General features: G+C 42.2%; 21 protein-coding genes and 2 pseudogenes. 9 read left to right on the top strand and 14 right to left on the bottom strand.

Annotated elements, in window-relative coordinates:
• Positions 1 to 586 precede the first annotated feature (586 nt).
• The 3 genes from myaer_RS05545 to pdxA form a co-directional block, all read right to left on the bottom strand.
• Positions 587 to 3,916, bottom strand: a complete 3,330-nt coding sequence (locus myaer_RS05545; RefSeq protein WP_046661316.1) for a helicase-related protein — start codon at positions 3,914 to 3,916, stop codon at positions 587 to 589.
• Positions 3,917 to 4,024: 108 nt separating this feature from the next.
• The gene (locus myaer_RS05540; RefSeq protein ID WP_046661315.1) at positions 4,025 to 5,389 is read right to left on the bottom strand and encodes an NAD-dependent succinate-semialdehyde dehydrogenase; all 1,365 of its coding nucleotides are present in this window, start codon (positions 5,387 to 5,389) and stop codon (positions 4,025 to 4,027) included.
• 24 nt (positions 5,390 to 5,413) lie between these two features.
• Positions 5,414 to 6,442: a 4-hydroxythreonine-4-phosphate dehydrogenase PdxA gene (gene pdxA / locus myaer_RS05535; protein WP_046661314.1), complete on the bottom strand. Its 1,029-nt coding sequence runs from the start codon at positions 6,440 to 6,442 to the stop codon at positions 5,414 to 5,416.
• Positions 6,443 to 6,633: 191 nt separating this feature from the next.
• Between pdxA and corA the strand changes: the two genes are divergently transcribed.
• A complete protein-coding gene (gene corA, locus myaer_RS05530) occupies positions 6,634 to 7,791 on the top strand; it encodes a magnesium/cobalt transporter CorA (RefSeq protein ID WP_046661313.1) in 1,158 nt (385 codons plus the stop codon).
• A gap of 124 nt (positions 7,792 to 7,915) precedes the next feature.
• On the opposite strand, the gene myaer_RS05525 is transcribed toward corA, so the two are convergent.
• The 3 genes from myaer_RS05525 to myaer_RS05515 all read right to left on the bottom strand — a co-directional run bounded on the left by myaer_RS05525 (position 7,916) and on the right by myaer_RS05515 (position 10,990).
• On the bottom strand, positions 7,916 to 9,616 hold the full coding sequence (locus myaer_RS05525) for a CHAT domain-containing protein (protein ID WP_046661312.1): 1,701 nt from the start codon (positions 9,614 to 9,616) through the stop codon (positions 7,916 to 7,918).
• A 70-nt stretch (positions 9,617 to 9,686) separates the two neighbouring features.
• Positions 9,687 to 10,670, bottom strand: a complete 984-nt coding sequence (gene holA / locus myaer_RS05520) for a DNA polymerase III subunit delta (protein ID WP_002780413.1) — start codon at positions 10,668 to 10,670, stop codon at positions 9,687 to 9,689.
• 164 nt (positions 10,671 to 10,834) lie between these two features.
• Positions 10,835 to 10,990, bottom strand: coding sequence for a WD40 repeat domain-containing protein (locus tag myaer_RS05515; protein ID WP_174236402.1), 156 nt, complete (start codon positions 10,988 to 10,990; stop codon positions 10,835 to 10,837).
• Between the two features lie 198 nt (positions 10,991 to 11,188).
• On the opposite strand from myaer_RS05515, the gene myaer_RS05510 reads away from it, so the two are divergent.
• Complete coding sequence (locus tag myaer_RS05510) at positions 11,189 to 12,031, top strand: Ycf66 family protein (protein ID WP_046661310.1); 843 nt, start codon at positions 11,189 to 11,191, stop codon at positions 12,029 to 12,031.
• Between the two features lie 118 nt (positions 12,032 to 12,149).
• On the opposite strand, the gene myaer_RS05505 is transcribed toward myaer_RS05510, so the two are convergent.
• Positions 12,150 to 15,473 (bottom strand): AAA-like domain-containing protein, encoded by a 3,324-nt coding sequence (locus myaer_RS05505; RefSeq protein ID WP_046661309.1) that lies wholly within the window; start codon positions 15,471 to 15,473, stop codon positions 12,150 to 12,152.
• A 114-nt stretch (positions 15,474 to 15,587) separates the two neighbouring features.
• Between myaer_RS05505 and myaer_RS05500 the strand changes: the two genes are divergently transcribed.
• Entirely contained in the window at positions 15,588 to 15,944 is a 357-nt protein-coding gene (locus myaer_RS05500; protein WP_046661308.1) for a hypothetical protein, read from the top strand.
• Positions 15,945 to 16,061: 117 nt separating this feature from the next.
• The gene (locus myaer_RS05495; RefSeq protein WP_002738997.1) at positions 16,062 to 16,298 is read left to right on the top strand and encodes a hypothetical protein; all 237 of its coding nucleotides are present in this window, start codon (positions 16,062 to 16,064) and stop codon (positions 16,296 to 16,298) included.
• 64 nt (positions 16,299 to 16,362) lie between these two features.
• On the opposite strand, the gene myaer_RS05490 is transcribed toward myaer_RS05495, so the two are convergent.
• A complete protein-coding gene (locus myaer_RS05490; protein WP_046661307.1) occupies positions 16,363 to 17,286 on the bottom strand; it encodes a lysylphosphatidylglycerol synthase domain-containing protein in 924 nt (307 codons plus the stop codon).
• Positions 17,287 to 17,324: 38 nt separating this feature from the next.
• Here myaer_RS05490 and myaer_RS05485 point away from each other — a divergent pair.
• From myaer_RS05485 to myaer_RS22435, 3 genes and pseudogenes are all read left to right on the top strand, one after another.
• Positions 17,325 to 17,585, top strand: a pseudogene (locus tag myaer_RS05485) (hypothetical protein); the annotation flags it as partial.
• 37 nt (positions 17,586 to 17,622) lie between these two features.
• A protein-coding gene (locus tag myaer_RS05480) for an IS1 family transposase (protein ID WP_103672714.1) occupies positions 17,623 to 18,317 on the top strand; the annotation gives its coding sequence in 2 pieces (ribosomal slippage) (positions 17,623 to 17,965 and positions 17,965 to 18,317; 696 coding nt in all).
• Between the two features lie 24 nt (positions 18,318 to 18,341).
• Positions 18,342 to 18,563 (top strand): annotated as a pseudogene (locus myaer_RS22435) (hypothetical protein); the annotation flags it as partial.
• 67 nt (positions 18,564 to 18,630) lie between these two features.
• Here myaer_RS22435 and myaer_RS05470 read toward each other — a convergent pair.
• The gene (locus tag myaer_RS05470) at positions 18,631 to 19,503 is read right to left on the bottom strand and encodes a hypothetical protein (RefSeq protein ID WP_046661305.1); all 873 of its coding nucleotides are present in this window, start codon (positions 19,501 to 19,503) and stop codon (positions 18,631 to 18,633) included.
• Positions 19,504 to 19,777: 274 nt separating this feature from the next.
• Here myaer_RS05470 and myaer_RS05465 point away from each other — a divergent pair, with 274 nt between their 5' ends.
• Complete coding sequence (locus tag myaer_RS05465; protein WP_046661304.1) at positions 19,778 to 20,578, top strand: tetratricopeptide repeat protein; 801 nt, start codon at positions 19,778 to 19,780, stop codon at positions 20,576 to 20,578.
• A gap of 449 nt (positions 20,579 to 21,027) precedes the next feature.
• On the opposite strand, the gene myaer_RS05460 is transcribed toward myaer_RS05465, so the two are convergent.
• The 5 genes from myaer_RS05460 to myaer_RS05440 all read right to left on the bottom strand — a co-directional run bounded on the left by myaer_RS05460 (position 21,028) and on the right by myaer_RS05440 (position 24,584).
• A complete protein-coding gene (locus myaer_RS05460; protein WP_046661303.1) occupies positions 21,028 to 21,447 on the bottom strand; it encodes a YraN family protein in 420 nt (139 codons plus the stop codon).
• Positions 21,448 to 21,917: 470 nt separating this feature from the next.
• Positions 21,918 to 22,295 carry a DUF3110 domain-containing protein gene (locus myaer_RS05455; RefSeq protein ID WP_004268065.1) on the bottom strand — a complete coding sequence of 126 codons (378 nt, stop codon included), beginning with the start codon at positions 22,293 to 22,295 and terminating at the stop codon, positions 21,918 to 21,920.
• Between the two features lie 79 nt (positions 22,296 to 22,374).
• Positions 22,375 to 22,836 carry a DUF2996 domain-containing protein gene (locus tag myaer_RS05450; protein ID WP_046661302.1) on the bottom strand — a complete coding sequence of 154 codons (462 nt, stop codon included), beginning with the start codon at positions 22,834 to 22,836 and terminating at the stop codon, positions 22,375 to 22,377.
• Positions 22,837 to 23,339: 503 nt separating this feature from the next.
• Positions 23,340 to 23,465, bottom strand: a complete 126-nt coding sequence (locus tag myaer_RS22310) for a hypothetical protein (RefSeq protein WP_268807322.1) — start codon at positions 23,463 to 23,465, stop codon at positions 23,340 to 23,342.
• 258 nt (positions 23,466 to 23,723) lie between these two features.
• Complete coding sequence (locus myaer_RS05440) at positions 23,724 to 24,584, bottom strand: hypothetical protein (protein WP_046661300.1); 861 nt, start codon at positions 24,582 to 24,584, stop codon at positions 23,724 to 23,726.
• Between the two features lie 353 nt (positions 24,585 to 24,937).
• On the opposite strand from myaer_RS05440, the gene myaer_RS05435 reads away from it, so the two are divergent.
• Complete coding sequence (locus myaer_RS05435; RefSeq protein ID WP_046661299.1) at positions 24,938 to 25,936, top strand: MraY family glycosyltransferase; 999 nt, start codon at positions 24,938 to 24,940, stop codon at positions 25,934 to 25,936.
• The last annotated feature ends 127 nt before the right edge of the window (positions 25,937 to 26,063 follow it).

The following is a 26,063-nucleotide window of genomic DNA, read 5'->3' as shown; positions in this document are numbered from 1 at the left end:
CCCCCTTGATAAGGGGGACTTGAATTGGTTTAGATACCCCTAAATCCCCCTTGATAAGGGGGACTTGAATTGGTTTGATCCCCCTAAATCCCCCTTGATAAGGGGGACTTGAATTGGTTTAGATACCCCTAAATCCCCCTTGATAAGGGGGACTTGAATTGGTTTAGATACCCCTAAATCCCCCTTGATAAGGGGGACTTGAATTGGTTTGATCCCCCTAAATCCCCCTTGATAAGGGGGACTTGAATTGGTTTAGATACCCCTAAATCCCCCTTGATAAGGGGGACTTGAATTGGTTTAGATACCCCTAAATCCCCCTTGATAAGGGGGACTTGAATTGGTTTAGATACCCCTAAATCCCCCTTGATAAGGGGGACTTGAATTGGTTTAGATACCCCTAAATCCCCCTTGATAAGGGGGACTTGAATTGGTTTAGATACCCCTAAATCCCCCTTGATAAGGGGGACTTGAATTGGTTTAGATACCCCTAAATCCCCCTTGAATTGGGGGACTTGAATTGGTTTGATCCCCCTAAATCCCCCTTGAATTGGTTAGATACCCCTAAATCCCCCTTGATAAGGGGGACTTAAGAGGGTTGAAATAAACCCAAGGAACAAATAATCTGAGGTTCTTGGGTGGATTCTTGTGGGTGAACAATACAGAGACGGTCATCTTTATATAAAGATACCAGTAAGTCTGCCAATTGTCGGTCACTGATGCCGGTTCTTAAACCACGATTTAAGCGATCGAGAGCCGACTGTCTGAGGGGATAATGATACAATTGGTCGAGAGCCTTGCATAAATCCTCATGAGCAAACAGATCATCCTTACTATCTTGAGAATACCTTTTTAAGCGCTCGTAGGTCTTAAATTTTGCTCCCGTCAATCGTCCCAATTTAGATCCGGAGTTGTTTTCCTCCTCCGCAATTAATTCTGTACCTTTTTGTACTAACTGATGGTGTTGGGGATGGGGGGGAATGGCCGGGGTTTGGGGATGACAGGCAGCGGACCGTAAAATAGTTAATTGGGATTGAGTCACACTATTTCCCTGCTTATCAATCCATGCTAAAGCATCATTCCCCCCGGCAGTTTTTAGATAAACCATGACTCCCTCCGGATGGGTTGCTGTCCCACTATGGCAACGGGTAGAATAAACCACCGGCGGCAGAGTCTCTATGGTATGTTTTAAACTAGGGTCAACTTCGATCGCATTTTTCCAAATTTGATACGCTTCCGAGGTTAAATCCACTTCTTGATCCTCCTCCTCATCGATAACCTCAGATTTTTCATGATACAGATCTAATAAAGTCTGGTTATCCATCTCCTCCTCAAAAAATACCTCATCGGTCCCCACCACGTCCGCATTCTCTCGCAGTCTTTGAGATAGTCTCGTCCGCAGTTTAATAATTCTCTCCACTCCCTCCGCAGGTAAAAAGGAATAACAGAGAATCTGACTTGCTTTTTGACCGATTCTATCTACCCTTCCGGCCCGTTGAATCAGGCGAATAATTGCCCAGGGTAGGTCATAATTAACGATAATGGCACAATCCTGTAAATTTAACCCTTCACTAAGGATATCCGTCGCAACCAAGACTCGTATTTCTTCCCCCACTTGCTGAGAATTACTGCGGGGACTAAAACGATGGACCATTTCCGCAGGATTAGCAGAGTTTCCCGTCACTCCCGCAATCTTATCCACTCCCCGATTTTGCAACTGAGTGACTAAATAACTGACTGTATCGGCAAATTGGCTAAAAATTAACACCTTTTCTCTGGGATGATTCTCCTCTAACAGCTGCCATAACTTCTCTAGCTTTTCGTCGGTCTCCGGCTGCCAGGTCCCACAGGTTTGCAATAATGCTATTAAAGCCAAGGCATCGGATTTTAGGTCTTTTTTCAATGCGGGTTTAAACACCTCGGGGTTAATCCACTGAAAGCGCTTGCGATAATCACCGCTATACTTTTGATACACTTGTTCGGCTCTTTTTTGATACTCTTTTTCTAATCCGGTTATCCCCCCAGTCTCCTCGGTTTCTATACTTTCATCTTCTCCCTGAGTGACTAAATCCTCATCCAGATAACGAGTGTCTAACAAAGCTGGATCCTGACTCCCGATGGGAAGGGGTAAATTATTGGCCATGGCATGAAGGAAAATATAGTTACGGAGAATATGACGGTCAAGGGATTGCAGGAAAGCATACCCTCCACTCTCCAAACGTTTAAATAAATTCGTCCGACAAAAACCCATTAATCCTTTACCCGCACGGGATAGACTTTTTAAGATGGTTTCTTCCTCTCCTGTCCCTTGGCATCCTTTAATTAGATAATTTCCCAATCCGTAACGGGGTAACTTCAATCCGTTGAGAGTTATCACCACTGCTTCCGAATATAAACGCGCATAAACCGAGTCTTGCAGGTCAAACTTGATTGTCTTTAGTTGTCGTTGGGGAAGATAAACCCTCGACCCATCAGCAAATTTTAGATACCGACGACCCTGTTCGTCTTCTGTAGCATAATTATTTTCGATAAAACCGCGAGTCCGTCTAATCATATAGAGACGCATTAAGTCTCTCCAGTCGTCGGGAGAGTCACTTTTTTCAAAGGCTGCTAGAGACCTAACCGGAGATTGGTATCTGCGATTAAATTCGATTTCTCCTCCCAGAGATTCTAGTAGTCTTTCGGGACGAATTCCGAGATTAGTATCCTCTTGAATGAATAAACGCAGTTGATTGGACAGGTCAAGATAGTTTTTATTGTAGGGAGTCGCAGTCAAGAGAATACAGCGACTTTCATTGGTGTTAATGTACTCCTGTATCACCCGATAACGTTTACCCTCCCGATTGCGTAGGTTATGACTTTCATCGATAATTACTACCCGATAGCGCCGCAGATTGGGTAATTCCTGTATAACCTGACTTAAGGGGATAATTTTCGCTCTTAATTTGTATTTATAGCTGTAATCCTCCCACATGGTTAGGAGATTTTTCGGACAAATAATTAAGATTTCTAAATCGTAGTCTTCCTGCAAAATATATGCTAGAATGGAAGCGATGCGCGTTTTTCCTAACCCCACCACGTCGCCAATTAATACCCCACCGCGTCTTTGCACATAACGAGCGGCAATTTTAATGGCCGATTTCTGAAAATCTAGTAAGTCTTGGTCAAACTGTCGGGGAATTTTGTATTCCGCTAAACCGGCTCTCGCTTCAAAGGAAAGATGGTAGGCTATTTTTAAATAGATATGATAGGGGGGAATAAGACTTTCCCTGGCCCAACTTTCGTTAATCACCTTGACAATATCCGAGGATATATCCCAACACCAAGCATCCAACCAACGATCATTAAACCACTTTTGTAATTTGGCACAAGCATCGTGGTCAAGGACATCAATATTTAATTCTCCCTGCTGTTGTAATCCCGCAAAAGTTAGATTACTACTACCCAAAAATCCCACCGTTGGGTTATTGACATCCTGTCGATGAATAAGGTATAATTTAGCATGGAGATTATAGCCCAAAAATAAGCGAATTACTAACTTACCCGATTGAATTTGTTTTCCCAAACGTTGCAAAGCTGCCTGATCTCGATTGCTAGGATTCCCCCAAGTTAATTGTTGGCAAAAATCCTGAACAATTTGTTTTCTTAAACGAGCGCAAGTAGCCTTATCTATATCATTTGAGCGCTTCAATAAAGACAGGGATTGCTGTAGTAATTCCTGGGGTGCTTGCTGCATACCAATCAGCAGACGACAACAGGACAAATCACCACCGAGAAAGTGATCAATATAGGTATCAATGGACTGCCAACCGCGCAAATTAAAATAACCCACACAAAAATCAGCGCGTTGGGATGCTAATAAACTTTCGCGTAAAATTGGCAATAAATGGGACTCAATATTATCAATAATACGCGGCATATTTTTAATCCCTAGGGTGCGATCTTCGATAGTGTAAACTAGCGATAATTATGGTGAGTGATTTTGGTTATGGTGGTGGGTTACGCGTTGCTAACCCACCCTACTGATTTACTTAATCCAAACAGTTTTAACGTTGACAAATTCGCGAATACCTTCCACACTTAATTCGCGACCAAAACCGGAACGTTTAATCCCCCCAAAGGGTAAACGAGGATCGGATTTAACCATACCGTTAATAAACACACAACCGGCCTCAATTTCGGTAATTAAACGCTCAATTTCTGCGGGGTTATTCGTCCAAGCACTAGAACCCAAACCAAAGGGACTATCATTAGCTAAAGCGATCGCTTCTTCGATATTTTTGACTCGAAATAGTAAAGCCACAGGTCCAAAAAATTCCTCTTTTTCCCCCGGAGAACCGGCGGGAATATCGGTTAAAATCGTTGGTAGATAGAAGTTACCTTTTCCCTCTAAACGTTGACCCCCCACAAGGACTTTACCACCCATAGCGACGGTTTTTTCAACTTGGGCGGCAATTTCCGAGACGATCGATGCCGTGGCCAAAGGACCGATATCAACAGTTTCATCGAGGGGATCACCAACTTTTAAAGCTTGGAATTTAGCCACCAATAACTGTTCAAATTGATCGGCGACAGTTTCCATAACAATAAACCGTTTAGCGGCGATACAAGTCTGACCATTATTTAACAATCTTGCCGTCACTGCCGTAGCCGCTGCCGCCTCGATATCGGCACTATCTAAAACGATAAAAGGATCACTACCTCCCAACTCCAAAACCACTTTTTTGATCTGTTTTCCCGCGGCGGCTGCTAAACTCATCCCCGCCGGTTCACTACCGGTTAAAGTGGCAGCTTTTACCCGTTCATCGTTAATTAAATCACTAACGCGATCGGCCCCGATCAAAAGAGTTTGAAAAGTGCCTTCGGGAAAACCAGCTTCTAATAAAATTCTTTCCACCGCTAAAGCTGATTGGGGAACATTAGAAGCGTGTTTGAGTAGGCCGACATTTCCCGCCATTAAAGCGGGGGCAGCAAAGCGAAATACTTGCCATAAGGGGAAATTCCAAGGCATAACCGCTAAAATTACCCCTAACGGTTGATAACGGACGAAACTGCGACTAGCATCGGTGGTAATCAACACATCTTCCAGATAACCGCCGGCATTATCGGCATAAAAACGACAAACCAAGGCACATTTGAGGACTTCTGCGATCGCTGATTTGATCGGTTTCCCCATTTCTAGAGTCATGGTTTTAGCCAATAGCACTTGATCCCGTTCCAAAATATCCGCTGCTTGCCGTAACCACTGTCCTCGTTGACTGATGGGGATCTGGCGATACTGCTGAAAAGTTGTCTCAGCTAGGGCCAATTTCGCCGCCAATTCCTCCGAGGTTAGAGGGGTAAAAGTCTTGAGAATTTCTCCAGTGGCAGGGTTAACTGAAGCGATACCCATATCCCAATTGTCTCCTATCGAGGGCTATATCTCTAGTTTAGTTCTCCGGTTGTCCCGCTGCTGACATAATTCGATCGCTAATTGGATCGCCGCTTGCATACTCTGGGGTCTAGCGATGCCAAGACCGGCGATATCAAAAGCCGTCCCGTGGTCTGGAGAGGTGCGAACAAAAGGTAAACCGATGGTAGTATTAACAGCACAGTCAAAAGCCATTAATTTGACGGGAATTAGGCCCTGATCGTGGTATAATGCCAGATATGCGTCGGCGGGTTGCCCTGCACCCCTAAACCAAGCGCGTCCCGGTTCCACCCAAAGCGTATCGGGGGGGACAAGGCCGATTAATTGGGTTTGTGGGTATTTTTGTCCCATTGACTGCAGCCAAGGCTGTAACCAGTCCTTTTCTTCCCTTCCCAGTTTTCCCGCTTCGCCACTGTGGGGATTAAGGCCAGATATGGCGATTTTTGGGCGATCGATGCCGAAATCTAGCTTTAAAGACTCGATCAATAGGTCTAGTTTTCGGGTCATCAGATCGGGGTTAAGAGTATCGGGAACTTCTCGCAGGGGGATATGGGTAGTGGCGAGGAGAGTGCGTAAGTTATAGCCAGTGTGAGGGGATTTAGCGACGAATAGCATCCCATAACGGTTAATTCCTGCCATGGTAGCTAAAACCTCCGTTTGACCAGGGAAATCATAACCGGCCAACTGCCAACAGGATTTAGCAATCGGACCGGTGACAATACCGTCAAATTCGCCCTTGAGGGTGCGTTTTATGGCTTCTTGCAGGTAAAAAAAGCTAATTTCACCACTATGGGCATCCCCACGCCCGAAAACGATTTTTTCTTGATGGTAGGGCAAATCGATCAGAGAAAAGCGATCGAGGAGATAGGGATCGTGATAGGCTTTTTCGAGAAGCGTTCTTGTGCCGATTAGAGTAATCTGACAACTGCACGAGATTGGGGAATCGGCGATCGCTTTCAACACCACTTCAGGGCCGATCCCGGCGGGATCACCGACGGGGATAACTAGACGGGGAATAAAAGAGGCGGATTCCATAAATTTTGGCCGTCAATATTGCTAATTCTCCCGATTAATCTCATCGTTGACAATCATCAGGAGGGAATAAATCAGTAAACAATTTTCAGTTTACTGTAATCTCATGGCGATAGATAGTAACTTTAGGCAAATTAAATTTTTTAACTTTTCTGTTTTCTTATTGCCCAAATTAGCCAGATTGTTGTAAGCTTATGACCCAACTACAACCTGATATATTCGTTAACAACCGTCCCGATACCGATGGAGACGAGGAAGAAGACTACTTCGATTATTTTTATGATGAACCGGGTAGTGAACCGGGGACATTAATTATCGAACCGGATGCCAAACCCTCGCGGATTATTTTAATCGACTACGATGAAGATAACGCCATTCGTAAGGTGGATATTACCCCCAATGCTTGCGCCCCCTATATTGGCACAAATACCGTGTCTTGGATGGATATTCAAGGGTTAGGGAGTGAGACGGTTTTAAAACAGGTGGGAGAAATTTTTAATCTGCATCCTTTGTTATTAGAAGATGTGGTTAATGTGCCGCAGCGACCCAAGTTAGAAGATTATAACAATCAATTGTTAGTGATTTCTCAGATGGTGCGACTGAAGGAAGATGAAAGCGGTTTTGATACGGAACAGGTGAGTTTTGTCTTGGGAAAACGCTATCTTTTAAGTTTTCAAGAGGAGGAATTACAGGACTGTTTTGAGATAGTCAGAGATCGAATTCGCACTTCCCAGGGACGAGTACGGAAATCGGGGGCGGATTATTTAACCTATTTATTATTAGATACGATTATCGATGGTTATTTTCCCGTGGTAGAACACTACGAAGATCGGATTGAAGCGTTGGAAGATGCGATTATTAGTAATCCCGATCGAGATACAATGCAAGAAATCTATGATGTCCGTCGGGAATTATTGGCACTGCGTCGCTTAATTTGGCCGATGCGAAATGTCCTACATTTACTGATGCGTGACCATCATGGTATAGTCAGCGATGAGGTACAAATTTATTTTCGGGATTCCTACGACCACGTCATTCAAATTCTGGAAATTATCGAAGCTTATCGAGAATTAGCGGCGAGTTTGATGGATGTTTATATGTCCACTATGGGCAATAAATTAAACGAAATTATGAAGTTTTTAACCGTAATTTCGACGATTTTTATTCCCTTAACTTTTATCGTTGGTGTCTATGGCATGAACTTCGAGAATATGCCAGAATTAAAAGGAGAATGGAGTTACTTCATGGTCTGGTTAGTCATGTTAGCCGTAGCGGGAGGCTTGATTTTCTACTTCTGGCGCAAAGGTTGGTTTAAACCAATTTATTCCCTGAAAGAGGAAGCAAAAAGTTAGATAGGGTTTGCGGCAAAAAGTTTGTTGGTGGGGTTAGGAGTCAGTAGCCGGTCGTCAGGAGTCAGGAGGCAGGTTTTGGGGTTTTGGGGTTTTAGGGTTTTAGTTCAATTTCCCCACTCCCCCATCACCCCAATTCATAATTCATAATTCCCACACCCCACCCCGACGACAAACTTTTGCGACAAACCCTAATTATTCCACCACAAATGCGAGGACGAATCTGTAAACCGGACTCTAGGGGAACTTCTTGGTTATGTACCTGCTTCCAGTGGCCATCTTGGTAGATAAAAGTACCAAAACGGGAGAAATCTTCGAGAAAGTATTGATAGTCTGGATAATCGGGTTTTTTACGGCAAATTATCCGACAATGGTTTTTACTAACCCATTTTTCAGTAATCTGTAGATCATTTTCCCTGTCCCGTCCTATATTCATGCCACCACCACGGATTGACAATTTTCTTTCGGGACGATCGAGATAGTATAAGAAAGCGGCGGGCATGGTTCCGCAGACATTGGGCATAACCGTCGGTAATTGAGTCTCATCAAGGGTTTGCAGCAATTGCCCGTCGAATTCCGGGTGCATATAGAGAATCGGCAAAGTCCAAGCGGGCTGATTGTACTTGTAGAGGGTTAATAACTGCTGCCTGGCGATGCGAACGGCCTGATCGATAGGGACTCTCGGACCGGGAAACAAGTTGGACATCTGTGCTTCTTTGTCTTTGAAACCGAAGAGGGTGCGGGTAAAAATTTCGATAAAACTCAAGGCCTCGCGATCTGCGATCGCATCTCGCATGGCCAAAACTGCGGGAACGCCGTGGTGAATCAAGACTTCCGCCAGACTGCTGCGGGGAATCATCTCCTGACCCGATTTAGCAGGATAAGCCCCCCAACAGGCATTAAAAACCGTTAAAATGACCTGATTTCTCACCAAAGCTTGGGCTAACTCCGTCCCGTTTAGCTGTTCTCCTGTCCGCAGAAATAGGGAACCGCCATTGGGGGCGGCGATTCCGTGGCCGGCGTAGAAAAAAGCTTGATATTTACCCGTATCCAAGGCCCTGGTCAGTTCTTCGGCCCCCGGTCGAATTAGGGTATCGACTTTGACTTTCACTCCCCAATTCTGGAGGGAACTACTGCCCCCAGGGGAGATGGACCGGATAAGATTGGCGGCCTCGGATTCCAGTGCCTGGTCGGGATTAGTTTCTCCACCGGTATTAATGGCGGTGAGGTTGAGGGAACTAGCGGCGGTTTTAATCTGTTTTTCGCCGATAACTAAGAGAATATTGAGACTATTACTCGTTTTTATCGGTGGCAGTGGGTCCACATCGCTGGTGGTGCGGCTAAAGAGTATATTCGGATGCAGAGATATGGCCTGTTTACCGGCTTGCTGCATAATTTCCCAGGGCAGCAGAATTAAATAGGGATTGCGACATTCCAAGCGAATTCGCAGGGGCTGATTTTTGCCGAGGGCGATTCCCTGACTTTGGGCGAAACTTTGACTAATTGATGCTTGAAATAACCATTCCCAGAGACTAATACCTAGTTTCTGCATTAATTGACCGCTATAACTGCCGCCTTCTCCCGAAAGAGTCAGTTTAGGTCGATAATTTCCTTCTAATTGCTCTAACATCGGCAAGGTCGGCATTTTTTGCAGACAGAACATTTCCTGCCAGGCCATCCATTCCGTGGTTAGACTCTCGGTCCATTCACAGTCATGATGCACATATCCCCCCGGTAGGGGTGCTTTCGTCACCCAACGGGCGAAGTTATTACTCGTGGCTAAACTAGCGATGGCTAAATTTAGACTAGGGATGGCATCATCGGTCATTGTGGTTATTGAGAAGTTTGAAGTCTATAGAATCTTATTCTAGAGGATTTCTGAAAAGCAAGGAAGAGTATTAAGTCACCAATAAACAACAAAGTTCGATAATTTTGGTTTGCAAAGTCGCCAAAGGTTCTGCACCCCGCTTGAGACGATATTCTAAGTCAAGAAGTATGGGCAAGGTGGCCAGAAGTTGTTTAGAAGAAAAGGATTGTATCTCTTTGCGAATGAAATACAGTCGCTTGGGATTGGCAATTTCGGCTGCGGCGGCGATATTTTTCTCGTCTTTTTCTCCTTCTTCAATTTTTAATTTCACTATTGCCCAAGTGCGAAATTGACCCCCTAGGGTGGCGGTGATAGCCAAGGGGTTCTCGTTACGATTTAATAATTCATTGACTAATTCTAGGGCCTTGCCTGTCTCCCGTTTTAAAATCGCACTGGCTAACTGTAGGCTGCTTTGATTGCTGGCATTGACTAAGCTTAAAATGTCCTTTTTGTCAATAGTTCCCGCCGAATTATTTTTAAATAAACGCAGTTTTTCTAACTCCATCCACAGCAAGCGGCTGTTATTTCCCACTGATTCAGCTAAGAGTTCGATCGCATCGGGAGTTAATTTTACCCCCACTTCTTTGGCAATTTCCCTAACTCTTTGGGCAATTTCCTCGACTTTCCAAGGCGGAATTAGTTCAAATTCTTTAACCTCCGCCTGATTTTGGATAAACTTGCTCGATTTTAAGCGGGAGTCGGGTTTTTTGGCACTGGTTAATAACAGATAGGAATTTTCGGGTAAATTGGGCAAAGTGCGCTGTAATTCCTTGAAAATATCCTCGGAACATTGTTGACAAATAACCGTATCGGCTAACCAAACTAAACGATTTCCCATGCCGAAAACTGGAGTCATCGCTTGATTGAGGGCCTCGATAATTGCCTCATTGCGATCACCATTAATTTTATCATAATTAAACTGTATCCAATTGGGATCGAGAAGTTTTGCTTGCAGATTTTTCACCGCTTGGTTAATAGCAAATTCATCTTCTCCCCAATAAAATATTGTCGGCATAAGTTTCTAATTATAGCAGTTAAGTAGGTAGGTGTTAAAAGTTGTCAGATCACCCCCCTTATCAAGGGGGGACTAAGGGGGAATCGGCACCCCCCTTATTAAGGGGGGCAGGGGGGTATTTATCTTCAATTTAATTATAACTACTTACTTATCTTGAGGTGTTACTATTGCCCATTTTGCCAAATTTTTACAGTTTTGTCAGCACTACCACTAATTAAATATTTCTCATCGTCACTAATTACTAAAGATAACAGTTTATCTGTGGGTCGATCAAGGGTTCCTAATTCCTCTTTGCTTGTTAAAGACCAAAACTTAATCATTTGATCCGAAAGCTTGTTTAATCTGATCAGCACAAGCAGCAGAGGATAAACCCAGAATTTCCTAATATTAACGCTGGCTATTCATAAACACAGGTAAAGACTATCTGACTCGATAATTTTGAAAATTAATCAAAAAATAGACTCGATCGACCCCAAATAACGCACAATAAAAAAGGAAATGTCAAAGGAGAATCGCAAATGTTGCCCTATATCCTAGCGGTCGTTGTGGGATTGAGTAGTCTCTACCTCCTCACCACCGCTTTTATCGCCCCCGATCGCCACCGTCAAGATGATTTTCTCTGGAGTGCGGTAGGATTATTCTATGCCCTTGTCCTCTGGTTGTGCGCGGGAAGGATTACAGGCGCTATCCTCCTCGGACAAGTTGCCGCAGCCATATTATTTATTGCTTTCGCTTGGCAAACTCTCAAACTCAGACAAGCACTTTTTTATCCCGACAAACCGGTTAAATTATTTACTATTGTCGGTTGGTTAGGCAATCGTCTGGGGAAAGTTACTCCCTCCCAATCCCCTAAAACTAAAGCTAAACCTGAGAAAGTAGCGGCAAAAGTTAAAGAAACGGTTAAAGAAACGGTTGCTCCCGCTGTCGAAACAGCAGCAGCTATCGGGGAACCTATTACAGAATCAGTGACAGAAATTGAGGAAAAAGCTCAAGAAACGGTGGACCCCGTTATAGAAAAAGCGGCAGCTATCGGGGAAACTACTACAACATCAGTGACAGAAATTGGGGAAAAAGCCGCAGAAATTATTGATGATGGGGAAACTTTCGATGATTTCGATGATTTCGATGATTTTGATTTGGCAATAGAAGAGATCAACCCTTCCGAAAATGCCCCAGAAATTCCCCCAGAAATTCCCCCGACTGAACCTGTCGCAACTGTTGAAGTCGAAACTATTGCCGTTAGCGAAACGGTGATTATTGAAGTTAGCGAGGAAGATTTGCCCCCAGAAGAAACCATCAGAGAAGATACTCCCCCAGAAACTCGCTCAAAAAGGGAAGAAAATCCCCCCCCATCGGATTAAAAGTTAAGATTATTTAGCGGGTGGGTTAGGCAATAATTACTCAAGATATTAACTAATTAATCTAACCTTTGCCCCCACCCAGTCCAACCAAGTTGACAATATAACTTGAAAAATTAATTTAATTCGATGGTTTTATTTTCCCAGTACACAGGGACAGAGCTTCTCGTTTTTCGGGACGATTCTTGAGATAATCTCCTAACCAAAGACAACCTCGATCGAGCAATTTTTGTAGATAATTATATTCTCTTTCTAAGGGCCATCGATGCTTTTGACCATCCCTAGCAATAATCAAAATCTCCTGACCATTAGGACTAAAAGCGATCCCATAGACGATATCTTCTTCTATTTTAAACTCGGAGCGCAAATTTCCGTCCATGTCCCAGCGTCTAGCTGTACCATCCCTTGAAATAGCGGCGATTTTCTCACCATCGGGACTAAAACTAACTCCATAAACGGGAAAAGAATCGGTTTTAATCTCCTTTAAAAGATTGCCCTGTAAATCCCAAATTTTAATCTTTCCCCGAGTAGCGGTAGCAATTTTTTGATGATCAGGAGAAAACACCAAATCATAGATAATACTATCATCAACTGTCCAAGAATTAATCAATTGAGGCCGATGATTGCTTAAATGCCAGTATTGAATTTTTCCCTCGCTTGTTCCCGTGATTATTGCTGTTCCCTCTCCATTAAAAGCAAGACTATAAATCGGTACTTGACTAGCGGTAAATTCTTGAAGCATTGTTCCTTTTTTGCTCCAGATTTGTACTTTTCCATTTCTTCCTGTAATCGCTATCTGATTACTATCGGGATGAAAAGCTATACTATAGATTGAACGCATTTTTGTGGTAAATTCTCTAATTTTTTTCCCATGGGAATCGAGTAAAGTAATCTGACCATCTTTATTAGCAATAGCGATAATATTCCCCTGGTAATTAATGGTAACACTGGTATTATCGGCCTTAGCTTGATTTAAATTATTCAGTTGCCAAATTTTAGCCGTTTCATCACTCGATCCAGTTACCACCTCTTTTCCATCTTGACTAAATACAGCAGTAAAAACTGATTCTTGATGTCCTCTAAGAGTAGTTATTTCTTCCCCTTGCAGTCCCCAAATTTTAGCACTACCGTCACTAGATGCGGTAATTATAAACTGTCCATCAGGACTAAAATTAACACTGTTGACAAAATCTTGATGTCCCCGGAAAGTAGCTATTAAATTTCCCTGTAAATCCCAGATTTTAGCAGTTTTATCGGCCGCTGCCCCGGCAATTTTTTGACCGTCGGGACTAAAATTAACACTATAAAAAGCCCCAATATTATCTTGACCTAAACTCAAGATAATTTTACCTGATAAATCCCAGATTTTAATCGTACCATCCCGGGAAGCGGTGGCAATTTTTTGACCATCGGGACTAAAAATTGCTGCATCTATCGATTTTTTATGTCCCTTAAATACCTGTAAAGTTTGACCTGATAAATTCCATAATCTAGCGGTTTTATCCCTGGAAGTAGTCACAATTTTTTGACCATCGGGACTAAAACTAACACTATAAACTGATTCTTGATGGTCAGGATAGGTGACTAAATTTTGCCCTTGCAAGTTCCAAATTTTGGCGGTTTTATCTTCGGAAGCAGTGGCGATTTTTTGACCATCGGGACTAAAACTAACACTATAAACTGCTCCTTGATGACCTGTCAAAGTTTGAACATTCTCACCTTTTTGATTCCAAATTTTTACCGTCCCATCTTGAGAAGCAGTGGCAATTTTTTGACGATCAGGACTAATACTAACACTATAAATAGTTCCCCGGTGTCCTTGCAGTTGGTTTTTTTCTTGAATGCGATCTAAAATTTGTTGCAGGGTAATAATTGGACTGGTAGCAGGATATTTACTCAAGGTTTGGTCATCAGTAACGATATTTTTTAAACTATTTACTGCTTGCATGGCCGCCATTAAAGATTCTAGTTGTTCAAATTGAAATTGCTGCCAATAACTATCACCATTGCGCTGTAATTGAATACCTAATTGAGCGCTTTTTACTTGCTGCCATGCTTGTTTTACCTGAATAAAGGCTAAGAGAGAACCCAAAAGAGAAGCAATTAAAATTACCGAGCCAATTTGAATTCTTTTGGTGGCTTTTTGGTGAGCAATTGCTAGAATTTTATTAGCTTGTCTCTGAGTTTCTAGGCTAATTTCTGCCTCTCTTTTATCGAGATTTTGACTAGCAGTTAAAAACTGATAATCAAGATTACTTAAGCTTTTTCCCTGAGACCAATCGAGGGCATTATTTAAAGCTTTTCCGCGTAAAAGCCGCGATTCATCGGTATAATTAGACTGTTGCCAGGCGGCAAGTGCTTCTGAGTAGGGACGCAATTGCTCTAATTGTTTTTCCACCCAATTAAAATTAAATATTTCTCGATAAATAGGATTATAAACTACTAATTGATTATCCTTTTTTACCACTAATCCCGATAACCTTAATTCTCCTTGTTCTGGACTATCATCATACGCGATCGCCCCCTTTTCTAAAATTTGTTGATAGATGCCTAACAAACGACCCGCTTTGTCTTGATTTCTTAACAAGCGATCAGCAATAGTTCGCAGATGCACTGGTTCATCATGAGATTCCCAATTATTAATAACTCTCTCTTTGATCAGCGTCTCAATATCTAAATTACTTTCCCGCAATAGCTGACAGATTTTTTGGGTTAAAAATGGCTGTCCTCCCGTCCAAAAAATAACTTTTTCTAAGCAGTCGGATTGATAATTACTTTGACTGGATAATCCCGCGGCTAAAGGAGCAATTTCTGCAAGATTAAATCCTGTTAATTCGATCGCCTGGCCGATATTAAAAGATGTTTGGGTCTTTTCGCGAATTAAATCTGCTGGGGTAGCCACACCGAATAAAGCAAAAGTAATTCTTTCATACTGGGCATTTTCCGCTCTTTGGTTATAACAATAACGAATCAGGGAAAAAAAGTCATCTAGAGAAAACTGTAAACTGAGAATTTTATCGATCTCGTCGATAAAAATATATATTTTCTCTCCCCGACAATAAACTAATAAAACTTCCTCGATAAATTGTCCCAAACGCTGCACGGGGGGTAAATCCTCTCGCTCGCGCAACCAGGATTTAAGATTAATTTTTCCCGTCAGATTAAATCCTAAAAACAAACGGGTGATCACGCCGTTATACCATTGGGATAAATTATCATTACTACCAAGACTGGTTATATCTACGGACGCGCAATCCATGCCCAATTGCTGTAAAATATGGGTCACTCGTACCCTTAAACTGGATTTGCCCATCTGACGACAGTTAAAAACGTAGCAAAATTGACCATTTTTTAACGCCGTTAACAGTTCTCGATCGGCATTTCTCTCGATATAGGTAGGATGGTTATAGGCAAGACTACCCCCGACACGATATTGATAATTCATTATTCTTAAACAAAATTATTTCAATGTCACCAACGGAAATAAAATAGACAATTCTGATTTAGATATCTATAATGCAAGGATGATCGCTATTGACAACCTATCCCCAAGGCAATTATGAAGAAAACTTTTTTCACCTCCATCGCCGTTAGTGCCACCCTCGTCAGTGGCATTGTTTTGGGTACTCTTGATGCTGGCAGCGCCTCCGCTTGTCCTTTCGCTAAAGGTAAAAGCATTTTTGGCAGCAATAACAGCTTCCCTGTGGATGCTAACAAACTTATTTTAGGGGTTGCCGCCGCTACAGGAGCAATCACCGTAGCTGGTGTTTTAAGCTACCGTCGTTTTCACTCTGGGCAGCCTGCCGAAGATGCCACCGCTAACCTGCCGTCGGTATTTCCTATCCCCATTCCCCCCGCAGCTTTAAACGCGGCAGTGGAGGCAGAAGAAGCGGCAGAAACCAGCAAAATCTCCTAAAAATCCCCTAGATTTCCTTAAAAAAGGTGTTGGCATCCCCCCAGCTTTCCCGCTAGGCAACACCTTTTTCTGCCTAATTGTGTCCCAGTTATCAGAATTTTCAGCGATTTTTAAGTTATGTTAAAAGGTGCAACCCTACCACCAGAGGTAAAGATGGGCAACTCCACCACATTTTCCGACACCCCACTTCACAAAGATCATCACACTTGGGAGCATTTAAAACAAGCCATCGCCGCTAGTTCCGGTTTTCGGCGTTGGCAGCAAGAACAACTAGAATCAGGTAAAAATAGAGACGATGCTGATGCTCGCATTTGTTCCTATCTACGCGAAACTTTAGAAACTTTAGCCTACTAGATTGATGCTCCTCAGCTATGACGGCATGGGAGCTTTTTTGTCCGTTTAAGCTAATTTGCGGGCATTATTTTCTGCGCGTTTCGTAACCCAATAACCAGACAAAAGCGACAATTAAAGGCAGGAAATAATAAATAGCTCGATAGGCGATTAAAGAACCTAAAAGCTCGCCAGTAGATACATATTCTGGCCGTAATCTCAGCAGGATAAACTCAAAAACACCTATTCCCCCCGGCACATTGCTTAATACCCCTGCTGTCATGGCAAATACATAGAGACCGAAAAATCCTAAAAACGAAGTATTGTAGTTGCTGGGAAGAAGAAGATATAGAACTCTAGCCGCTAATATCCAATCAATAAAAGTCACCAAAATCAAAGCCAGGGAAAGATTCCAAGGAGGCAAATAGATATTTTCTTGGCCGATTTTTATGGGTTTTTTATAGCTGATAGTCAAGAAAAAATAGCCAGCAACCAGCAATAAAAAAATTATTCCTAAAGGTTTAGTAGTTAAAAAAGGTAATTTTAACAGTTGAGGAATCCGTTGGGGATCAACGAGGAAACTTAAACCACCAATGCCTAACATTCCTAACCAAAAGCTTAAATGGGTAAAAGTGATAACTTTGGCAATATCCACCACCCCCACCCCCGCAGGAGCATAGAAACGATAACGGATAGCAGTCCCAGAAAATAAGGTTAAACCAATGGTATTACCAAAAGCATAACTGATAAAAGCAGTACGGATAATAGTGCCTAAAGCTAAGGGATGATTGATATAATAAAAACCTAGACGATCATAACCCGTCATCGACAAATAACCCAAGGCCATGCAAAAAATAGCTTCTAGCTTGTGACTTGTGGTAATATGATCCAAACTAGCCAACAGTTGGGCAAAAGTGTAGTGTTTAAATTCTTGACTAATTGCCCAGACCGCTAGAATAAACAAACTCAAAGACAGGATAATCGGAGCAAAACGCAGGATTTTTTTATACATCTTATTTTTTACGAATTACTTTTAACTAATTAAAATTTATGAAAAGATCAAAGCTAGATTTAGCCAAACATTTAAATCGGTCTCCAAAAAGGAAACATAATAAATTCCTGACTTCCTCCTTATATTTAACAACTATTCTGGTTTTGTCTTATCTAATTTACCTCAATCTTCCTTGGTCATTTCATCTTTTTATGCGTTGGGCGACTAAAGGGGGTGATTTAGACAAAATTCCTGCCAAATTTTATTCAGAACTTAATCAATTATGTTTGAGGGCAGATAGTGCGGGGGAAGTAAAAACGGCGTTGCATAATAGAGATATGAATGGAGGAAATCAAAATGCAATGCCCTGAATGTAAATCTACCCATATCCGTAAAAATGGCATCAATAAACAAGGTAAACAAAATCATATTTGTGTAACCTGTGGCCGTCAATTTATTAATAACTATGAAAAACAGAAAGGCTATGACGAAAAAACGAAGCGAGAATGCCTAACTGCCTATGTTAATGGGATGGGATTTAGAGGAATAGAAAGGCTAAAGGGAGTTCATCATACGACCGTAATTAATTGGGTAAAATCTGTGGGAGAATTATTGCCAGTCGCCTATGACCCAGAAACAATTCCTGAAGTAGGGGAACTGGATGAATTGGAAACCTTTGTTGGCTCAAAAAAAACAAAATCTGGGTGTGGACAGCCGTTGACCACTTTAAAAAAGGAATTTTAGGTTGGGTAATCGGAGACCATAGTAGCGAAACGTTTCGCCCATTATGGGAATTAGTTAAGTCTTGGGGATGCTATTTTTATGTGAGTGATGGATGGTCAGTTTATCCATGTTTTATAGCAGAGGGCGACCATATAATTAGTAAGACTTATATGACCAGAGTAGAGGGTGAGAACACACGTTTAAGACATTATCTAGCCCGATTGCATCGCAAAACACTCTGCTATTCTAAGTCTACAGAAATGTTAGGATACTCTATTCGTTTATTAATTCATTATCTGAAGTTTCAAGAAGTGCCTATTCCTTACTGATTCATAGCTTAATTCAGCAACGCCGTAAAAACCAGAAACTATATAGAACATACAGAAATCGCCGAAGCTCTTGGCACATTTAGATGTACTTTAGTTAATGGTGGTCAAGAGTGGTTAATAGAAGATTATAAATCTTTTAATTCCGCCGATGAAGCGATTTTAGGAACTCAGTTAGCGGTTTTTATCACGGAGATTTTGGGAACAGATTATAGTTATAGAATTCGCGCTTATATTCCCAGATACTAAGGATAAAGTAACTACCGAAAAAACGCGTAAACCTAGGGATGGGTTCTGCACCCATCCTAGAAAAAAATTAGTTTTCCGATAGGGGTTTGGGCCGGGAAGGCCTAGGAACGGGAAATTGTCCGGGGGTAAAAGGTCGTTTTTCTCCTTCCCCTTCCGGTCCAGAATATCTATCGGCCGAGGGACGACGATTTTTATCAAAAGGCTTTTTAAAACCTCCCTTACCCATCGGTTTTTTCTTGCTGGCAAAACCGAGGTCTAAACCTTCCAAAATAGTTAAGGCATCCCCTTTAAGTTGTACCTGAAAATCCCAAAAACGACTGACAGGTTTACTAGGTAAAGTGCCGCGCAATTTTAGTTTAAAAAACTTGGGTTTGTCCGCTTCAGTTTTGGGCATTTGTCGGATTTTGACCACTACCGCTTGATTTTCCCGTTCGGTAAAGATGACTTCACCTCGAATCGAGAAATAACCAGGGGTAGAAGCGAGGAGCGTTTCTATCTCTTGATCATCCTCTTTTTTCAGGGTTTCTGGTTCCCAAACACCGACAATCTGAACATGAAGGGCATCATTTTCCTGACGGGTGCGCGGATAAACCACCCAAAGATGCGGTTTTTCCAGATCAAGATGATTTTTAACCAAACTGATCACCCGGCCGAGAATCACAGAATCGATCAGAGTACCATCGGCAGTCAAAATATTGCCTTTAGTTAATTGTTCCTCCGATCGCTGATAATGACCATAGACCAGACCGATCGCCCGATACTGCCGCAGATGACTGGGAGGGGGGATCGGTTGTTGGCGTTTGACTTCTTCGGGGGTGGCTGACTCTACGGCTAAATCAGCCTCGGTATGGGGGGATTCAAGGGGGACTTCCTGAATTTCCACTTCAGGAGTCGGGGGGGTTTTCGGTGATTCGGTAAACCGATTCCCAGGACGATTCATATCACACTCCTAGCGGCGGAGACACATAGTAAATTAGTAATCAAGCAAGTCAAAAGCGCGATCTGGGGGGTTACAATAACCCTCTAGGGCGACTCTACTGGCATCTAATATATTAAGAACCATGATCTTTTGACTGTCAACCTGGTCAAAACCCTTTTGAGTCTTGACCGTTTGCCCATTGTACTCAATAAAGAGCGGCGAATTCGATCGATCCCCTAATCAAATCTCCAGATTTCTATAACATTTTCTTGTCTGTTCCCCCCCACCCCAGTCTATGAAAGCCTCTCTCTCTAACCGTCGTTGGCTGTCCATCGGTCTGATCCTGATGTTATTTGCTTTGCTGTCTTTCTCGACTATGCCGCTATTGACTTCTATTCTCAAAAGTCAGCACTCCTCGGGCCAGAGTCATCTGTCCGCAGTGAAACAAGAGGAATTAGCCAGTCAAGCACTGGGTTATCAGATGGTTTTAGAGCGTGAACCTGATAATCAGACGGCTTTGCGGGGATTATTAGATACTCGCTTACAGCAGGGCGATTTAAAGCAAGCGATCGAACCTTTAGAAAAATTAGCGCAACTTAACCCCCAACAATCCGATTATCTACTACTTTTAGCGGAAGCGAAACAGCAAATAGAGGACTATGCAGGAGCCACAGCCAGTTATCGCAGCCTTTTGGCCTCCCAACCCCAAGATCTACGGGCCTTAACCGGATTAACTAATTTATTTCTCCGCCAAAACCGCTCTATCGAGGCGATTAGTTTGGTCAAAGACACGATTGATCGCGCTTTAAAAGCGGCTGCCGATCCCAATAATCCCGCTAGTTTAATCGATATCGTTTCCGTTCAGTTACTTTTAGGAAAAATCTATTTCGAGCAGCAAAATTATCCAGAAGCTTTAAACGCCTATAAACAAGCTCAACAAATGGATGTCAACGATTTCCGACCGATTTTGGCGGCTGCGATCGTACTAAAAGAACAGGGCAAAAATCAAGAGGCTCAACCCCTCTTTCAAGAGGCTCTCAGTCTCGCTCCTTTTGCCTACAGAGAGGAGATTCAGTCCCTAATCAGTAACCAGTAATCACACCCCACACCCCACACCCCATAGTTTTGTAACGGCAATTTTTACTCAAAATCAATAAATGTAAACTTTAATTACAAGGTCGATCGAGTGCTGACAAAGGTGTTATATTAAAAACATAAGGCACAAGGGAAGCGACTCAACTTCCTTCCAGGCAAAAAGACCTAGAGCCTGTGCCACCTGCTCTAGCTCAACGCAACAGCTAAATCGGACGCAGATTCTCGAAGTTTGTAAAGTAAAGTATGGTTTCGCCTCTGTTGCTCGATATAGGACAGATGGAGTGAGCCGTAATCAGCACCTGAGTCGGTAAACTGAGAAATCTTGATAGTTGACAGATAGACTGTTGTGGGTTCGGTAAACCTCTATTATATTGAGTCCGTTAAATTTTTAGGAGTCCATATCGTTTGTACAAGATGAAGCCCGCCTCCCTAGGCGGGCGTATTATGTTTTTAGAAAACCGCCACGAGATATTCCTGTAACTGCAATTGATAACCTGCCTGTCGCTGACAGGGATAATCAAGGGAAAACTCAGGTAAAGCTAATAGAGAACTTTTTTGACAACTAACCAAAGCCACATCGAAACGACAGGTTAAATCGGACCATTGGGGATAAAAGGAGAGAAATATCTGGGCAGCTTCGTAAATTTTCCCCTGTTTACGGTCATCGATTGCTAATTTGCCCCCTAAATCCCAATTGCCAGCACTGCGGGTTTTCACCTCGACAAAAGCGAGAATCGCCTGAGATTTAGACAAGACGATTAAATCGATTTCACCGCCGCCACTACGCCAACGACGCTGGAGGATATGCCATTGCTGTAATTGCAACCAATCCGCCACCAAATTTTCGCCCAATTCCCCCACGGTTGTCATATTCAGTTATCAGTGAACAGTTATCAGTTATCAGTGAACAGGGAACAGGGAACAGGGAACAACGTTGATTGATTATCCTGTCTTCTGACTGGAAAATAGAAGCTGAAATAATGCCAATTCGTCAATCATACTAAATCCGTTCAGTATAGGCTACATATCAGGAGAGGCACTCCTGCAAGTGGAGTGACTCTTAAATGATTACAGATGTATCAGCAGCTGCGTGTAAGCATCTCACCGAAAAACTAATGCGCGGGGGGGTTGGGGGGTAGAACCCCCCAAAAGCTTGGATTGAGGGATAAAATCGCAAGTAATAGTAAATCCGTTGAGTATAGGCTACATATCAGGAGAGGCACTGACTTGGAAATAGAAGCTGAAATAACGCCAATTCGTCAATCAGAATATTTTCATGTTTGGCGGTGACAACTTTGGCATCAGGACCGACTCCGAACTACTGATTACTGTTCACTGAATCACAAAAGTCCTTCTAGACGACGACGGATGCTGTCCAACTCCGCATCGGGAATCTCGGAAAACTCTTCTTCGGCGGGGGGGACTTCCTCTTTTCGCCAATCCAACTCGGAGGCATTGCTTTCGGGGGGAATTACCAACATACCCGCTTCAATCATCTCCGCTTGATAGCCGGCATCGCGACAAAATTCTGCCACTTCCTCCGAATCAATTTTCTCTACCGTGGGAGTCGGGAAATCCTGCGCCTCTAACAGCAGCGCATAACGGGTGGCATCATCTTCCGATTCAAACATCAACACCTTATTGATAGCTCCCATTTGAATGGTGTGGATACCTTCGTTTTCTGTGCCTGCGTTAAAAAGTAGTACAAATACACGCATAATTACTATTAGCGATCGATAAGCAGTGGTCGTCTATGCTCATTTTACCCCCCTTCTCGATCGCTAATCCTCAGCAATTTTAGTTTCTCGTCAACCACTTTTGACCGTTAAGCCGTTGCAGGGTGTAAAACAACAGTAAATCAAGACTAACTTTCCTTTCATCGATCATAAATGATTCAAGTGTACTAGGTTGAGCGCCGCCCTCAGCCTGGGAAAAAGCTTTTTTACCGTTGATGTTTTCTTCCAAAAAATAAATGCTAAATTGACGCATTCCCCCGAGCCAATTGCCGCTTAACTGCCAACAGGGAGAGCTAGAAAAGCCCTGCACGGCAATTTTATCCTGTTTAAAGGACAACTTCATATCAGCTATACCCAGCTTTTGCAAGGCGGCAGCCAGTGCGGGTTGAAAATGCTGCTCGATAAATTCAGCAAAGGGTTTTTCCTCGACGGTAGGCTCCTTCGGTTTTTTAGCAGCCGCAGGTTGAGCCGGTTTTTCTGCTTCTGCTGCCGGAGTTGCGGGAGTGGTGGTTTCTTCTGCCATAGGAATTAATCTGGAATGGGTAGGTAGCTACAATTATATTTTCTCCCGGGTTATCGGTTATCAGTTTTTTTAGCTAAGTAGTTGGGTGCTAAACACGATCAGCTCCCCCCTGATTAAGGGGGAATTAAGGGTAGGGTGGTTTCATTCTCTCAAATGTCATTCTCTCAAATCCTTATCTGGCAAAGTTTTTAGTCGATTTCTCGGAATAAATATCTGAAAATTTGCCTCTTCTCGACTTTGTGTGATAATTTTTGCTTATGGAATCGTGAAATACTTATCAGGCAAGACTTTTAGCGCTATTTTGCGGATATTCTATCAGTATAGACCCCGTTTCCACACAGAAACCAGAAGAGCCAAAATTTTTCAAAACTTCGTGCTTTGCTTACCTCCTATAGCTCTTTTCACGTTACTGAGGTATCGACAAGTTTTGCAAACAAAGGGTTTAAGCCCCTTGCCCATGCCTCATTCTGATGAAAACTGCTATATGTATGTAACCAAATAAATTAAGGTTTATAGAAATAAGTAAACATAGCACCATCGGATAGTTGATAACCCTTGTCGAGCAAAAATTTACGACAGTCATTAAAATCGGGATTTCCTTGAGGATTTTTGGCTTCTGATTTAATCATTCTAGAATCATTTTTGCTAGGTAAATACCCTGACTCTACATGATAGGCTCGATAAATTGAATTAACAAATTATTAAATAAGCTTGTTATAAAAACGAATAGACCACAAACAGGAGAAATTACTAAGGTGATTATTGTAACCAAAAACGCTAAATAACCGCAGATGGCTAACGCCCCTTCCGATGATTGACGATCAGGTAAGAATATAATGGTGGTTTTTCCAAATTTAATGAAAGGCATAATTAATTGCAATTTAAGTTTAATATGTTTGAGGTTTAACTTGATCATTATAAATTTTACATTGCGCCCCAATAAATGCAATAGTATTAAAGTCTGGCAAAGGCTGTGTTTTCATCAGGTAATTTACAAGACCATCAAGAAAATCTTTTGCCTTTTCGAGGTTTTCGATATTCTGAGTATTAGCCGGATTATTGGTCAGAGTTTCAATGGCAGAAAAACAAGCATCAAGAGTATCTAAGTTTACACTACTTAATCTGACGACACTTCTACCGTCCTTATCGTTATAAGTTACACCTACAGCATCTTTTAATGGAAAAAACACAAAAATACCAGCAGTATCATCAACCACTAAGTCTTTATCAGCCAAGAATAGTGAATATGTTTTTTTAGAATCAAGTAGTAATGTAAACTGACAACGGTACTGATTTTCTGGACAACTTAAAATACAATGTACAGACTTTGTATTTTTACAATCACTACGTTTAGGCAATGGTTGATCTCCTTCCCGTAAAATTGCATAAATATCAGGTTTTGCAGTCTTTTTTCCCAACAAACTGTCATCCCATAGACAATTATCGGCAGTATCACGACTCGCTAACTCACCGTTTTCACTAACAGTTCCATGACATTTAGGACTCAGCAAAAATTCAACCTGAAACTGAAAAAGGTCGTAATCGTTATTCCTAAGTCTGGTTAACGTATCTGAAAGAGCGATAGTGATTGTGTTTAGTAAACTAAACTTTGATTTTAAGGAATAATCTTCTGAAATATGGGAAGTATTGCTTTTTGTTGGCAGTATGTGCTTATGAGCTTCAGCAACATTAACTAAGGGAAAGTTTGTTGCAGCGGCGAGGATGAGAGAGGTTACAGTCTTATACATGAGGCGATCACTACTAGAATGATTTATCAATACTAGAATAGATTATATGGCAGTTGACCGTTCATCTTTTTTGTTACATATTGTTAACGACGAATTCAGGTTAGCCACAATAGTCGAGGATTTTTGACCAAATTCTACTGAATATGCTGTCATTTTTTGTGCAGTTTAGCTATCGATAATATTATACTTTATCTTTGTGAGAAACTCCGTAAATAAATTTTCACCGTAGAGGAGCAGATCAGAGATACTATTTCAGTTGTTAATCTCCCGACAAAGAAATAATTGACTTTTTTCGTTACTTTTTGTCACCGAACAGCGTAGGATCGATAATTAATCTGAGCGCAAAAATCCCTATGTTATTATCCCTACTCTCAGTCATCAGTTTTCTGATTAGTTTTCTGGTGGTTGCCCTGATTAAACAACGTTTTAGCCAACAATTGTTAGATATTCCCAATGAGCGTAGCAGCCATAGTCAACCCACACCCAGGGGAGGTGGACTCGGTTTTGTCGTCGCTTTTGCTCTGACCAGCGGCCTCAGTTATTTTCTCCTTTCTCCTTCCCTACCTCTTATTCCCCTATGGTTATCCCTGACTCCTTTAATTATTATCGGCCTTCTCGATGATCGTCGCGGTATTCCCTCTAGTATTCGCTATTTAGTCCAGTTATCCTCCGCTAGTGTTGCGGTGACTTTTTTCGGTGCTTTTCCCCAATCGTGGCTATCAGATTTGGGTTTTGGCGGCAAAATTTTGGCTATTATTCTCACAATTATCGGTCTGACCGCGATCATTAATTTTTATAATTTTATGGATGGTCTCGATGGCTTGGTGGCTGGCTGTACGGCGGTACAATTAGGATTTCTCGCTCTCTATTTTCAGCAACCAATTTTATGGCTTTTAGTGGCAGCTTTAGGCGGTTTTCTCCTCTGGAATTGGTCGCCAGCGAAAATTTTTATGGGCGATGTGGGTAGCACCAGTCTAGGGGCAATTGTCGCTATGGTTTTACTTAATAACCAAGACAATCAAAGTCAATTTTGGTCAGCTTTAACTATCACTTTCCCTCTGATTGGTGATGCTATTTATACCCTGATTTGTCGATTATTTAGAAAGGAAAATATCTTCCAAGCTCACCGCAGTCACCTTTATCAAAGATTACAAAAATCTGGCTTGTCTCATTCACAAGTAGCGATTATTTATATGGGGGTAACTCTCCTGATTGCTATTAGTATTAACTATTTAGGAATTCTAGGAGCATGGCTGAGTTTACCTCTGATTCTAGGATTAATTGTTCTCGGAGAAATTTATCTGAATAGGAGCGTTAGCGAGCATAATTTAGCGGTGACAAGAAAAGAATAATTTTTTTATTGCTATGGCTTCTGGGGTAAAATCAAGAGAATGTTATACTAAATCCTCTTGAAAGATTATAGGAAACGGAGGGTAAGGAGCAGAAGTAATTACTCAAATAATTATTAGCGAAAGTCGT

Source organism: Microcystis aeruginosa NIES-2549 (assembly GCF_000981785.2).
In the GTDB taxonomy this organism is placed as follows: Bacteria; Cyanobacteriota; Cyanobacteriia; order Cyanobacteriales; family Microcystaceae; genus Microcystis; species Microcystis aeruginosa_C.
Note: the sequence above shows the minus strand (reverse complement) of the source record. Positions and strands in the feature narration are given on the sequence as shown.

Coding starts and splice junctions, on each gene's coding strand:
- myaer_RS05450 (WP_046661302.1), bottom strand. CDS start 22,836: ATGGCAGAAGAAACCACCACTCCCGCAACTCCGGCAGCAGAAGCAGAA.
- myaer_RS05440 (WP_046661300.1), bottom strand. CDS start 24,584: ATGTATAAGACTGTAACCTCTCTCATCCTCGCCGCTGCAACAAACTTT.
- myaer_RS05500 (WP_046661308.1), top strand. CDS start 15,588: ATGAAGAAAACTTTTTTCACCTCCATCGCCGTTAGTGCCACCCTCGTC.
- myaer_RS05510 (WP_046661310.1), top strand. CDS start 11,189: ATGTTGCCCTATATCCTAGCGGTCGTTGTGGGATTGAGTAGTCTCTAC.
- corA (WP_046661313.1), top strand. CDS start 6,634: ATGACCCAACTACAACCTGATATATTCGTTAACAACCGTCCCGATACC.
- myaer_RS05465 (WP_046661304.1), top strand. CDS start 19,778: ATGAAAGCCTCTCTCTCTAACCGTCGTTGGCTGTCCATCGGTCTGATC.
- myaer_RS05515 (WP_174236402.1), bottom strand. CDS start 10,990: ATGATTAAGTTTTGGTCTTTAACAAGCAAAGAGGAATTAGGAACCCTT.
- holA (WP_002780413.1), bottom strand. CDS start 10,670: ATGCCGACAATATTTTATTGGGGAGAAGATGAATTTGCTATTAACCAA.
- myaer_RS05545 (WP_046661316.1), bottom strand. CDS start 3,916: ATGCCGCGTATTATTGATAATATTGAGTCCCATTTATTGCCAATTTTA.
- myaer_RS05495 (WP_002738997.1), top strand. CDS start 16,062: ATGTTAAAAGGTGCAACCCTACCACCAGAGGTAAAGATGGGCAACTCC.
- myaer_RS05525 (WP_046661312.1), bottom strand. CDS start 9,616: ATGACCGATGATGCCATCCCTAGTCTAAATTTAGCCATCGCTAGTTTA.
- myaer_RS22310 (WP_268807322.1), bottom strand. CDS start 23,465: ATGATTAAATCAGAAGCCAAAAATCCTCAAGGAAATCCCGATTTTAAT.
- myaer_RS05540 (WP_046661315.1), bottom strand. CDS start 5,389: ATGGGTATCGCTTCAGTTAACCCTGCCACTGGAGAAATTCTCAAGACT.
- myaer_RS05505 (WP_046661309.1), bottom strand. CDS start 15,473: ATGAATTATCAATATCGTGTCGGGGGTAGTCTTGCCTATAACCATCCT.
- myaer_RS05435 (WP_046661299.1), top strand. CDS start 24,938: ATGTTATTATCCCTACTCTCAGTCATCAGTTTTCTGATTAGTTTTCTG.
- myaer_RS05455 (WP_004268065.1), bottom strand. CDS start 22,295: ATGCGTGTATTTGTACTACTTTTTAACGCAGGCACAGAAAACGAAGGT.
- myaer_RS05460 (WP_046661303.1), bottom strand. CDS start 21,447: ATGACAACCGTGGGGGAATTGGGCGAAAATTTGGTGGCGGATTGGTTG.
- myaer_RS05490 (WP_046661307.1), bottom strand. CDS start 17,286: ATGTATAAAAAAATCCTGCGTTTTGCTCCGATTATCCTGTCTTTGAGT.
- pdxA (WP_046661314.1), bottom strand. CDS start 6,442: ATGGAATCCGCCTCTTTTATTCCCCGTCTAGTTATCCCCGTCGGTGAT.
- myaer_RS05470 (WP_046661305.1), bottom strand. CDS start 19,503: ATGAATCGTCCTGGGAATCGGTTTACCGAATCACCGAAAACCCCCCCG.